At 70.8% G+C, this 11,652-nt stretch carries 13 protein-coding genes; 8 read left to right on the forward strand and 5 right to left on the reverse strand.

Annotated features, from left to right (window positions below):
• The first annotated feature begins 345 nt into the window (after window positions 1–345).
• The 4 genes from F0L46_RS14510 to F0L46_RS14525 all read left to right on the forward strand — a co-directional run bounded on the left by F0L46_RS14510 (window position 346) and on the right by F0L46_RS14525 (window position 2,182).
• Entirely contained in the window at window positions 346–582 is a 237-nt protein-coding gene (locus F0L46_RS14510; RefSeq protein WP_149818746.1) for a BolA family protein, read from the forward strand.
• A 46-nt stretch (window positions 583–628) separates the two neighbouring features.
• A complete protein-coding gene (grxD, locus tag F0L46_RS14515) occupies window positions 629–964 on the forward strand; it encodes a Grx4 family monothiol glutaredoxin (protein WP_149818748.1) in 336 nt (111 codons plus the stop codon).
• A gap of 231 nt (window positions 965–1,195) precedes the next feature.
• Window positions 1,196–1,525 carry a hypothetical protein gene (locus F0L46_RS14520; RefSeq protein ID WP_149818750.1) on the forward strand — a complete coding sequence of 110 codons (330 nt, stop codon included), beginning with the start codon at window positions 1,196–1,198 and terminating at the stop codon, window positions 1,523–1,525.
• Between the two features lie 114 nt (window positions 1,526–1,639).
• The gene (locus F0L46_RS14525; RefSeq protein ID WP_149819025.1) at window positions 1,640–2,182 is read left to right on the forward strand and encodes a protein-S-isoprenylcysteine O-methyltransferase; all 543 of its coding nucleotides are present in this window, start codon (window positions 1,640–1,642) and stop codon (window positions 2,180–2,182) included.
• Here F0L46_RS14525 and F0L46_RS14530 read toward each other — a convergent pair.
• Together F0L46_RS14530 and tlpA are read right to left on the reverse strand one after the other, a co-directional pair.
• The gene (locus F0L46_RS14530; RefSeq protein ID WP_240540000.1) at window positions 2,163–2,639 is read right to left on the reverse strand and encodes a GNAT family N-acetyltransferase; all 477 of its coding nucleotides are present in this window, start codon (window positions 2,637–2,639) and stop codon (window positions 2,163–2,165) included. The genes F0L46_RS14525 and F0L46_RS14530 overlap by 20 nt on opposite strands.
• A gap of 55 nt (window positions 2,640–2,694) precedes the next feature.
• Window positions 2,695–3,357, reverse strand: a complete 663-nt coding sequence (tlpA, locus tag F0L46_RS14535; RefSeq protein WP_149818752.1) for a thiol:disulfide interchange protein TlpA — start codon at window positions 3,355–3,357, stop codon at window positions 2,695–2,697.
• Window positions 3,358–3,378: 21 nt separating this feature from the next.
• Here tlpA and argH point away from each other — a divergent pair, with 21 nt between their 5' ends.
• Window positions 3,379–4,779: an argininosuccinate lyase gene (gene argH, locus F0L46_RS14540; protein WP_149818754.1), complete on the forward strand. Its 1,401-nt coding sequence runs from the start codon at window positions 3,379–3,381 to the stop codon at window positions 4,777–4,779.
• Between the two features lie 102 nt (window positions 4,780–4,881).
• Window positions 4,882–5,757, forward strand: a complete 876-nt coding sequence (locus tag F0L46_RS14545) for an EamA family transporter (protein ID WP_149818756.1) — start codon at window positions 4,882–4,884, stop codon at window positions 5,755–5,757.
• Here the strand turns inward: F0L46_RS14545 and F0L46_RS14550 are convergent.
• Window positions 5,754–6,344 carry a hypothetical protein gene (locus F0L46_RS14550; protein WP_149818758.1) on the reverse strand — a complete coding sequence of 197 codons (591 nt, stop codon included), beginning with the start codon at window positions 6,342–6,344 and terminating at the stop codon, window positions 5,754–5,756. The two genes, F0L46_RS14545 and F0L46_RS14550, sit on opposite strands and share 4 nt — an antisense overlap.
• A gap of 143 nt (window positions 6,345–6,487) precedes the next feature.
• Between F0L46_RS14550 and lptM the strand changes: the two genes are divergently transcribed.
• Window positions 6,488–6,775 carry an LPS translocon maturation chaperone LptM gene (gene lptM / locus F0L46_RS14555; RefSeq protein ID WP_149818760.1) on the forward strand — a complete coding sequence of 96 codons (288 nt, stop codon included), beginning with the start codon at window positions 6,488–6,490 and terminating at the stop codon, window positions 6,773–6,775.
• 17 nt (window positions 6,776–6,792) lie between these two features.
• Complete coding sequence (gene lysA, locus F0L46_RS14560) at window positions 6,793–8,061, forward strand: diaminopimelate decarboxylase (protein ID WP_149818763.1); 1,269 nt, start codon at window positions 6,793–6,795, stop codon at window positions 8,059–8,061.
• Window positions 8,062–8,317: 256 nt separating this feature from the next.
• Here lysA and F0L46_RS14565 read toward each other — a convergent pair whose 3' ends face one another.
• The gene (locus F0L46_RS14565; protein WP_149818765.1) at window positions 8,318–10,129 is read right to left on the reverse strand and encodes a tetratricopeptide repeat protein; all 1,812 of its coding nucleotides are present in this window, start codon (window positions 10,127–10,129) and stop codon (window positions 8,318–8,320) included.
• A 128-nt stretch (window positions 10,130–10,257) separates the two neighbouring features.
• The gene (gene glcF / locus F0L46_RS14570; RefSeq protein WP_149818767.1) at window positions 10,258–11,616 is read right to left on the reverse strand and encodes a glycolate oxidase subunit GlcF; all 1,359 of its coding nucleotides are present in this window, start codon (window positions 11,614–11,616) and stop codon (window positions 10,258–10,260) included.
• Window positions 11,617–11,652: the final 36 nt, after the last annotated feature.

The following is an 11,652-nucleotide window of genomic DNA, read 5'->3' on the forward strand; positions in this document are numbered from 1 at the left end:
GCCCGGCTCGACCGTGCGACTGACCAGTTCCGGCGGCGACGTCCAAGAGGTGCCGCATGCGTGCCGGGGCGACCCGGACGGGGCCGGACCATCGATCCGGGCCCCCCGTGGACGCCGCTGGGCTTAAGCTCACGGCCGACTGCCCCATCGAGCCCGCGGCGTCCCGCGCCCCCTCGATCCTCTCTCGCCCGCCCTCCGGCAGACGGCCGGACAGGACGGGCCGCCCCCGGGGCGCGATGCGGCGCGTCCGCTCCCCATGGGAGAGGAGAGTCCCCACCCTTCCAATCCGTCATCCCACGCTTTATCTATCTCCCGCCCCGCACACGGAGCGACAGGTTCCCCGCCATGCCCATGGACGCCCGCGAGATCGAGAACATGATCAAGGCCGCGCTGCCCGACGCGACCGTTGAGATCCGGGACCTGGCCGGCGACGGCGACCATTACGCCGCGACGGTCACCTCGTCCGCGTTCAAGGGCAAGAGCCGCGTCCAGCAGCACCAGATGGTCTACGGCGCGCTCCAGGGCCGCATGGGCGGCGTGCTGCATGCCCTTGCGCTGACCACCGTCGCCGCCGACACTTGAGACACGAGACCCGGCGCCTTGACCGCCGCGGCCCCAGGAGAATCCCATGACCGACGCCAAGACCCGCATCGAATCGGAAGTCACCTCCAACGACGTGGTGCTCTTCATGAAGGGCACGCCGCAGTTCCCCATGTGCGGGTTCTCCGGCCAGGTGACGCAGATCCTGAACTATCTCGGCGTGAACTATAAGGGCGTGAACGTCCTCGAGGACGCCGACATCCGCCAGGGCATCAAGGACTACGCCAACTGGCCGACCATCCCGCAGCTCTACGTGAAGGGCGAGTTCGTCGGCGGCTGCGACATCACCCGCGAGATGTTCCAGTCGGGCGAGCTCCAGCAGATGCTCACCGAAAAGGGCATCGCGGTGAAGCAGAGCGCCTGAGGCGGCGGGGAGCCCCTGGCTCCCCTATCATCCCCGGCGGGAGCGCGCTTGTCGCGCGGAGGGGAAGCCGCCTCCGGCCGGGGATGACAGCCCCAACATCCACACCCCCTGCACTCATACCGATTTGCGCCCCCTCCCCGATCGTGGTGCAATCGCGATATCGAGTGATGCCGGCAACGATCCGGTGACGCGTCCAGAACAACAATCGGCGCGTGTTTGGGGGCCTAACCGATGTCCGACGCGACCGTCGTGCCGTTCCGCAGCCGTCAGCCGGCCATCGCGCCGCATCGGCATCCGCGCTACCTCATGGACCAGGTCTACGCCTCCGGCTCGATGCCGATCCCCGCGGACGACCGGCAGAACAAGATCGTCGCGGCCCTGCTCCAGGGCATGGGGCTCGTGCTCATCGACGAGATCCAGCCCGACGGCTCCGCCGTGCGGCTCGGGCCCGGCGAGGCGCGGGTCACCAAGGCGCGCGGGCCCTGGCGGGTGGTGAAGCCCGAGACCGGCGCGGGCGCCGAGGGCGAGCCGGACGGGGCGGCCGCGGGCGCCACCGCTTGAGGCTTGACCGCGCACGATCCGGGGCTAGACCTGTCGTCGAACGGGATACCAGGGCTCGAGGGGAGCGCCGACGTGACGCCTGAGATCGCCAATGTCGTGTGGGCCGGGGGCGCCATGGCGTGGTGCGCTCTGCGCTTTCCCTTCGAGCGCCAGGCGAACCGCGTGCCGGTCGCCCGCTCGGAGCGGTGCGTGCGCGAGGGCGTGCTCCTGGCCGGCGCCATGATCGGCTTCGGCGTCGTGCCCTTCGTCCACGCGGCGTTCGGCGCCTTCCCTTTCGCCAACTACCCCTTCCATCCCCTGGCAGCCTGGCTCGGCATCGCCGTGTTCCTGGGCTCCCTCGCCCTGTTTTATCTCACGCACCGGGAGCTTGGCGCCAATTGGTCGATCTCGCTCGAGGTGCGCGAGCGGCATGCCCTCGTGACCCACGGGGTCTATGCCCGGGTCCGGCACCCGATGTACGCCGCGTTCTGGCTCTGGGCCGTGGCGCAGGCGCTCCTCCTGCCAAACTGGATCGCGGGACCGGCCGGCCTCGTGGGCTTCGCGATCCTGTTCGCGGGCAGGGTCGCCCACGAGGAGCGCCTGATGATCGAGGCCTTCGGCGACGAGTACCGCGCCTACATGGCCCGGTCCTGGCGCCTCATTCCCGGCGTGTACTAGCCGGACGGCGCATCGCCACCGACCCCTCGCCATAGGATCCCCCCGCCGGGCCCGTGATCGCGAACCCCTGGCGGGCCCAGAACGGGGCGGAGCCCGGCACCGCGACGAGGGCGAGCGGCAGGCCCATGGCGTCGGCGACCGCCGCGAGCCGCGCGACCGCCGCCGATCCCGCGCCCCCTCCCCTCGCCTCCGGCATGAGCGCCACGTCGTGGATGTAATAGACCTCGGGCCGAGCCGGCAGGGCGCCGAGGAGCGTGTCGAGAGGGGGCGGATGCAGGCCCCAGGGGTGGCTCAACGCATAGCCCCGGATGCCCGCCCCCAGCACGAGGCAGCCCCGCGGCCACAGCGCCAGCCGCTCGGCGAATACCGCGTCGCCCTCGGGATGCCTGGGATGCACCGCCACCGCGATGCGCGACACGGCGGGGAGGTCGGCGGGGGTCATGGGGCGCCAGGTCACGGCGGCGCCGCCTCGTCCCACGCGACGGGGAGAGGAGAACGACGGGCTCGCGCGTTCACTCCCCGGCGGGCTCCCGCCCGAGCGAGGCGCGGATGAGGCGCAGCGCGTCGGCGCCGCCCCAATCGGCGGCGCCCTTGAGCGTGCCGAGCTCGCAGCCCGCTCCGTCGACGAGGATCGTCGTGGGGAGGCCGACCACGTGGCCCGTGCGCTGGAGCGTCTGGAGGATCTTGGCCTGGGGGTCGGCATAATAGCCGAGGCGGCTCACCCCGTTTTCCTGGAGCCAGGTCTTCGGCCGTTCCAGGTTGCGGGTGTCGATGTTGACCGCCACCACCTCGAAATCCGCGCCGCCGGCATCCGCCTGGAGCTTGTCCAGGGCCGGCATCTCGTGCCGGCATGGCGCGCACCAGGTGGCCCACAGGTTCACGAGCACCGTCTTGCCCTTGAAGTCGGCCAGGGTCACGGGCTTGCCCTGCGGGTCGAGGAAGGCCACCTCGGGAGCGGGCTTCGGGGTCGCGAGAATGGACAAGGCCGCCACCTCGCCCCGGACCAACGGCGCGATTTTCTTCGCGGTCGCCATGGAAGCGCGGCATTCGCCCGCGACGGCGTTGCCGGATACCGGCCCGTTCCCGTATAGGGCGAGCGCGCCCAGGCCAAGGGCACCGAGGGCGACGGCTCCGATGAGGAGCGGCCGGCGGGAGCGGGCGGGCGTGTCGGTCATGGGCAGGAACGGAACAGCCAGATGAGCAATCGGATGTGGGGCGGACGGTTCGCGAGCGGGCCCGCCGCGATCATGGAGGAGATCAACGCCTCCATCGACTTCGACAAGCGCCTCGCGTCCCAGGACATCCGGGGCTCCCTGGCGCATGCCGAGATGCTGGGGAAGACGGGTATCCTCGACAAGAGCGATGTGGAGGCGATCCAGGGCGGGCTCAAGGCCGTCCAGGCCGAAATCGAAGCCGGGAGCTTCACGTTTTCGCGTGCGCTCGAGGACATCCACATGAACGTGGAATCCCGCCTCAAGGACCTCGTGGGACCTGCGGCCGGGCGGCTGCACACGGCGCGCTCGCGCAACGACCAGGTCGCCACCGACATGAAGCTTTGGGTGCGCGACACCATCGACGGCCTCGACGAGCAGCTCGCCGACCTGCAGCTGGCGCTCGCCGAAAAGGCGCTCGAATTCGCGGGCGCCGTGATGCCGGGCTTCACCCATCTGCAATCGGCCCAGCCCGTCACCTTCGGCCACCACCTGCTGGCTTACGTCGAGATGGTCGCCCGCGACCGGGGCCGCCTCGCCGACGCCAGGCGGCGCCTCAACGAGTGCCCGCTGGGCGCCGCGGCGCTCGCCGGCACCTCGTTCCCGATCGATCGCGCCTTCACGGCGGGGCTGCTGGGCTTCGACCGGCCGACCGCGAACTCGCTCGATTCCGTCTCGGACCGCGACTTCGCCCTGGAGACCCTCTCGGCCGCCGCGATCTGCGCCGTGCACCTCTCCCGATTCGCGGAGGAGATCGTGCTGTGGACCTCGGCGCAGTTCGGCTTCGTGCGCCTCTCGGATGCCTTCTCCACCGGCTCGTCCATCATGCCGCAGAAGCGCAACCCGGACGCGGCCGAGCTCGTGCGCGGCAAGTCCGGGCGCATCCTCGGCGCCCTCATGGGGCTCCTCGTGGTGATGAAGGGGCTGCCGCTGACCTATTCCAAGGACATGCAGGAGGACAAGGAGGGCGTGTTCGACGCGCTCCAGAGCCTGTCGCTCTGCATCGCGGCCATGAGCGGCATGGTGCGGGACATGGAGCCCGACGTGAAGCGCCTCAAGCGCTGGGCGGGCGCGGGCTACGCCACCGCCACCGACCTCGCCGACTGGCTGGTGCGCGTGCTGGAGATGCCGTTCCGCGACGCCCACCACGTCACGGGCCGCCTCGTGGGGCTCGCCAGCGCCCGCGACATCGGCCTGGAGAAGCTCACCTTGGCCGAGATGCAGGAGGTCGAGCCCCGCATCACCGACGAGGTCTTCGCGGTGCTCGGCGTCGAGCGCTCGGTCAAGAGCCGCACGAGCTACGGCGGCACCGCGCCGGCCAATGTGCGCGGGCAGGCGAAGCGGTGGATCGGGCGGCTCCAGAAGGAGGCGAAGGCGCGAGGGTGACGGGGGCTCCCGGGCCGGCGCATGGTCGCGGCAGGCCGTTCGGGGACCCAGCGCAAGGATCCGCGGCGAAGCCGCTCCTTACCACATGACGAAGGGCCGTCCATGACCCCCGCCACCAAGGCCACGGCGCTGCTCGTCGCGAACGGGGCCGTGATCGCCACCAACACGATCCTGGCGCGCGGGGCGGCGGAGGCGGGCGTGGCGCCGCTGCTCTACGCATTTGCGAGCGCCTGCGGCGCCGCGCTGGCGCTCGGCGCGTTCCGGGCGACGCGAGGGCCGGTTTCCATCCCGTCGCCCGTCGCTCGGTACGGAGCGCTCGCCGGGCTCCTGTCGGTGGCCGTGCCGCAGGCGCTCATCTACAGCGCCTCGGCCTACGTGAGCGCCGGCATCGCATCGCTCGCCTACGCCTTCCCGACGCCGCTCACCTTCGCGCTCGCCGCCCTCGTCGGCGTGGAGCGGGCGACGCCGGGGCGGGCGGCGGGCATCGGCATCGCGTTCGCCGGCGCCGTGATGCTCGCCGTGTCGCGGACGACGGGGCTGTCGGGCGACGCGCTCTGGGTCGGGCTCGCCATGCTGGCCCCCGTCTCCATCGCCTGCGGCAACATCTACCGCCAGCGCTTCTGGCCGCCGGGCGCGCAGCCCCTCGACCTCGCCTTCGCTATGTCGGCGGGCGGCGCCCTCTGGCTCCTGCTGGCGCTCGTGCCGGCGGGCGGCCTCGCCCTCCCCTCCCCCATCGGCGCGGGCTACCTGGCGCTCGCCGCCCTCGTCGCCACGGGGGGCAACGTGATCTATTTCGAGCTGCAACGCACGGGCGGCATCGTGTCGTTCAGCCAGATCGGCTATGTCGGCGCCGTCCTGGGGCTTCTGGGCGGCGTCGTGCTGCTCGGCGAGCGCTATGCGGCGCTCACCTGGATCGCGGCCGGCGTGATCGCGGCGGGCGTCGCGATCTCCGAGGTGATGAAGCGGCGGGAGGCTTAAGCACCCATGGATCGCCAGCGGCGCTTGCGGCGCGGCAGGGGCTCCATGCGCTCCAGGATGAAGCAGTCCTCGATCTCCCAGCCATGCTCGGGGCGGATTCCCGTCTCGGCCCGGCGGACCCGGCCGTACTCGGTGGAATCGCGCAGGGTGAGCACGGTGGGGCCGATGACCCGCACGCAGGTCCAGTGCGGCTCGTAGCGGGTGTTGGGCGCGTCGTCGTCGCCGAAGCCCACCACCAGGGCCGCGTCCTGGCGGTCGCCCAGCTCGCCCGCGAGCCTGTCCCAGAAAGCCTGCGCCTTGTCGCCGCCTGCCGGGTGCAGGCCGCGCCAGCGCCAGGCCGGCCAGTCATGCTCCTGGGTCCAGCGCAGGGCCGAGGGCAGCATGATCTCCATCTGGGCGCGGTCGGTGCCCTCGCGGATGATCGTGTTGATGTCGGTGGGCAGCTCGCCGGCCATGCGGGCGACGAGCACGGCCGCGTTCGTCTCCGACATGTGCTCGGGGAAGATCAGCGCGAGGGCGTTGGCGATGGTGTAGAGACCGCACAAGCCTTCGTCGTGCTGCTTGAAGCGGATGAGGTCGAGCCGCACCGGTTGATGTCTCCCTGTCTGCGGCGCGCTTAACCCGGCAGGGCCCGGCGCGCAATCTCATGTGAGGGCCCCGATGTGGCGCCCGCGCCTCTCGCGTCCCGCATCGGCTTGTGATTAAGGTGCGGGACGATCCGGAGTGCCGTATGACCCTGCCCCTTTCGCCCGCCGGCCGCGCTCTCATGGTGGCCGGAGCCCTGCTCGTCGCCCTGTCGGCCTGCGGCCGCCGCGGCCCGCTGGAGCCGCCTCCGGTCGCGGCCGTGCCCGCGGCGGCCCCAGGAACGGTCGCGGCCCAGACGCAGGCCGAGGTGGCGGAGGAAGGGCCCGACACGATCCTGCCGAGCGTCTCGCCCACGCCGCCGGCCTCCTCGCGCCAGCAGAAGCGCGGTTTCACCATCCCGAAGGACCCCTTCATCCTCGATCCGCTGCTCTGAGGTCAGCCCGGGCCGCCATGCACCACTTCACCTATCGCGACGGCGTCATGCACGCCGAGAACGTCGATCTCGTGGCGATCGCCGACGAGGTCGGCACGCCGTTCTATTGCTACTCGACGGCCACCTTCGTCCGGCACTACCGCGTCTTCGCCGACGCCTTCGCCGACATGGACGCCCTCGTCTGCTACGCCATGAAGGCGAACTCCAACCAGGCCGTGCTCGCGACGCTGGCGCGCCAGGGCGCCGGCATGGACATCGTCTCCGAGGGCGAGCTGCGCCGGGCCCTCGCGGCGGGCGTGCCCGGCGAGCGGATCGTGTTCTCAGGGGTCGCCAAGACCCGGCCCGAGATGGCGCTCGCCCTCGATGCCGGTATCCTGTGCTTCAACGTGGAATCCGAGCCGGAGCTGGAAGCCCTGTCCGAGGTCGCGGCCTCGAAGGGCGTGCACGCGCCGATCTCGATCCGCGTCAACCCGGACGTGGATGCCAAGACCCACGCCAAGATCTCCACGGGCAAGTCCGAGAACAAGTTCGGGATCCCGATCTCCCGGGCCCGCGAGGTCTACGGCCGGGCGGCGGCCCTGCCGGGCCTGCGGGTCACGGGCGTCGACATGCATATCGGCAGCCAGATCACGGCGCTCGATCCGTTCGACAACGCCACGCAGCTCCTCGTGGAGCTTGCCCGCGACCTCATGGGGGCGGGCCACCGCCTCGATCACATCGATCTCGGCGGCGGCCTAGGCGTCCCCTACCGCGAGGACAACGAGCCGCCGCCGCGCCCCGAGCGTTACGCCGAGGTGATCAAGCGCCACACGCGGGATCTGGGGCTCAAGCTCGTCTTCGAGGTCGGGCGCCTGATCGCCGGCAATGCGGGCGTGCTCGTCACCCGCGTGGTCTACGTGAAGCACGGCGAGGGTCGCACTTTCGTCATCGTGGACGCGGGGATGAACGACCTCATCCGTCCGACGCTCTACGAGGCCTATCACGACATCAGGCCCGTCCTGGAGGCGCGGCTCACGGGCGCGCGGCAGACGGCGGACGTGGTGGGACCCGTGTGCGAGAGCGGCGACTATCTGGCGCTCGGCCGGGACATGCCCGTCGCGGCGCCCGGCGACCTCCTCGCGGTGATGACAGGCGGGGCTTACGGGGCCGTCCAGGCCACGACCTACAATTCCCGGCTCCTCGTGCCCGAGGTGATGGTCGACGGCGACCGCTACGCGCTGGTGCGTCCGCGCCCCTCCTATGATGAGCTCATCGGGCTCGACCGGGTGCCGGACTGGCTCGCCTGAGAGGCTGGCCCGGAAGGGGGGCTAACCCTCCCCTCCCTCGTCCTGAGGTGCCCTGCGGAGCAGGGCCTCGAAGGGCGCTCCAGGGATCTCCCTCCGGCTCACGAATGTGTTGCGTGCTTCGAGACGCGCTCTTCGAGCGCTCCTCAGCATGAGGAGGTGGGAGACCACTGGTTTCCTGTGGTACCCCCTCACGCCCGGCCCCTCTCCCCATGGAAGAGGGGGGCACCCCGGATCCCCGCTCGCCCGCACCCGGGTCTCAGCCGCCGTTCTTCGGCGGCTCCGTGGCCGTGGTGGGCTCGGCGGCAGGCGCGGTCTCGGCCGAGGCGGGCTTCGGATCCTCCTCGAGGCCCCCCTCCAGCTTGCGGACGATCTTCGTCAGCTCCTCGGGCTCGGGGTTCGAATCGCGGGCGTGCTGCCACTGGAAGCGAGCCTCGAGCCGGCGCCCGACCCGCCAATAGGCGTCGCCGAGGTGGTCGTTGACCACGGGATCGCCGGGCTTGAGCTCCACGGCCCGCTCCAGCTCCCGCACGGCGTCCTCGTAGCGTCCGAGCCGGTAATAGCCCCAGCCGAGGCTGTCGATGATCATGCCGTCGCGGGGCGAGAGCTCCACGGCGCGCTTGAGGAGCTTGAAGGCCTCCTCGATGTTCGTGCCCATGTCGACCCAGGAATAGCCGAGATAGTTCAGCACCTGGGCGCGGCCGTTCGCCTGGGACTCGGGCACGAGCTCCAGGGCTTTCTGGAGGTCGGCCTCGGCCTTCGGCCATTGCTTGGCCCGCTCCAGCGCGCTGCCGCGGAAGTAGAACAGCGTCCAGTGGCTGCGGTCGGGGGTGCCGATCTTGTCGATGGCGCGGGTATAGACGTCGGCTGCCTCGGCGTAGAGCTTGCGCGAGCGCAGCACGTTGCCGAGCGCGATGATGGCGTCGACGTCGTCGGGACGCTCGCCGATGAGGCGCTCGAGGTGCCGCGTGGCCTCCTCGCTGCGGCCCATCTGCTCCATGTTGACGCCCATCTGCATCTCGGCATTGGCATAGATGGGCGAGGATTTGGGCACGCGGGCGAAGATCTCGTTGGCGCGGTCGATGCGCTTCAAGCGCTCGAACACGTCGCCGAGCGTCACGAGGGCAAGCGCGTGCTCCGGGTCGAGGTGGAGCGCGAGGCGCAGGTAGATGACGGCCGGCAGCTCGTCGCCTTGGTTGTTGCCCGCCGCGCCAAGGCCGTAGAGCACCTCCGCCGCGCCCTGCTGGACGTCGGTGACGATGGGGTCGAGGGGCTTGTCCGCCTTGAGGCGGGCGATCGCGTCGCGCACGATGGGATGGCGGGGCACCACGCCGTCGAAGGCCTCGTAGGCGGCGAGCGCCGCGTCGGGGCGACCGCGGCGGGCCTCGTTGCGGCCGAAGGCGTCCACGAGGCGCAGGGTGTTGCGCTCGGCCTCGTAGGCGGCCTTCAGGCGCCGGTCGGCCTCGGCGCCGTTGCCGAGGAAGGCCGCGATCAGGCCTGCATGGTAGTCGCGGAAGATGTTGAAGGCGCGCTCGCCCCGCAGCTTGTCGAGCGCCTCGCCCGCCTTCTGGGCGTCACGGGCACCCGCGAAGGACCAGGCTGAGAGGAGCGTCGCGGTGAGATCAGCCGCACGGCCGCGGTTGCCCTTGGAGAGGAAGCCGCGGGCGCTCTGGTAGCGCTTGAGGCGCAGCTCGCGCACGCCAAGCGTCAGGTTCGCGAGGCCGTTGTTGGGATCGCGGGCGAGGATCCGCTCCGCGGCCCGGAACGCCTCCGGCATGGCGCCGTCGGCGAGGAACGACACGAATGCGCGCTCCAGCAGCTCCTTGTTGCGCGGGTCGGCCTTGACGGCCTCGCGATAGAAGGTGGCGGCGGCGCTCGTGTCGCGGGAGGCACCCGCGATATAGGCGGAGAGGAAATTGCCCTCGAGGCTGTCGGCGGGCTGCAGCGGCTCCGACTCGGCGGGGGCGGACGCCTCGCGGGCCGAGAGGGCGGGCGAGGCCAGTACCGTGGCGGCCGAGAGCGCGATGGCGGCGAGGAGGCGCGCAGCCCGCTTGGGGGATGAGGACGACAAGGATCTCGGCTCCGCAATCAATGGGTGCCGGCCCGGCCGGCAACGCCCCTCATTAACCTAATCGGGCCCCGTTCGCCTAGCCGCCCCCCTCGTGAAAGGTTGCCGCAAGGGCCGCGACGGCGCCCGCCCTACTCGGCCGCCACCGACACCGGCGCGCGGGGCGCCACGCCGCGGAAGCCTGCCTCTTCCAGCACCTCGGGCATCGGCCCGCCGGTCGCCCAGTCGAGGAGTTCGACGGTGTGGACGATGGGGATGTCCGTTCCAAGGCCGATCTGTGTCGCGCAGCCGATATTCCCGGTGGCGATGAGATCGGGCCGGGTGCGCTCGATATTGGCAACCTTGCGCGCGCGCAGCTGCCCCGCGATCTCGGGCTGGAGGATGTTGTAGACGCCCGCCGAGCCGCAGCAGATGTGCCCCTCGGGCACGTCCTTCACGGTGAAGCCCGCCTTCTTGAGCAGCGTCTTCGGCTCGGTGCGGATCTGCTGCCCGTGCTGCATGGAGCAGGCCGAGTGGTAGGCGACCGTGAGGTCGATCTCCCGCACGGGGTCCATGAGCTTGAGGCTCGTCATGTACTCGGTGACGTCCTTCACGATGGAGGAGACCCGCTTGGCCTTCTCGGCATAGGCGGCGTCCTCGCGCAGCATGAAGCCGTAATCCTTGATCGTGGTGCCGCAGCCCGACGCCGTGATCACGATCGCGTCAAGGCCCTCGCCGTCCATCTCGCGGATCCAGGCGTCGATGTTGCGCTTGGCGAAGGCGTGGCTCTGCTCGTCGCGCCCCATGTGGTGGACGAGCGCCCCGCAGCAGCCCTCCCCCTTCGGCTGCACCACCTCGATCCCGTGCCGGTTGAGGAGGCGCACGGCGGCCTCGTTGAAGCCGGGCTTGAGGACGGGCTGGGCGCAGCCCGACAGGATGGCGACGCGCGCCCGGCGCGGCCCCTCGGGCCGGAACGTGCCCGGCTTGTCGAAGGGCGAGCGCCCGGGCGAGGAGGATGGCGCCAGCTCCAGCATGGCCTTGAAGCGGTTGCCGACATGGGGGATCTGCCCCACCAAGCCCTTGAACGGCTTGCCCAGGAAGGCTCCGAGGATCGCGAGGCGGAAGCGGTTGGGATAGGGCAGGATCCGGGCCAGGATCTCGCGGACCAGCCGGTCGTGCCAGGGCCGCTTGTGCGTCTCCTCGATATAGGCGCGGGCATGGTCGACGAGGTGCATATAGTGCACCCCCGACGGACAGGTGGTCATGCAGGACAGGCAGGAGAGGCAGCGGTCGATGTGCCGCACGATCTCCGGCGTGGCAGGTTTCCCGCCCTCCAGCATGTCCTTCATGAGGTAGATGCGCCCGCGCGGGCTGTCGAGCTCGTCGCCGAGCAGCAGATAGGTCGGGCAGGTGGCGGTGCAGAACCCGCAATGCACGCAGGTCCGCAGGATTTTCTCGGATTCCTGCATCGCGGCGTGCTGGAGCTGCTCGGGGGCGAAGTTGGTTTTCATCGGTGTGTTCCAGGACCTGAGCGGGCCGTCGTGACG

The organism is Salinarimonas soli (assembly GCF_008386575.1).
GTDB classification, from domain to species: domain Bacteria; phylum Pseudomonadota; class Alphaproteobacteria; order Rhizobiales; family Beijerinckiaceae; genus Salinarimonas_A; species Salinarimonas_A soli.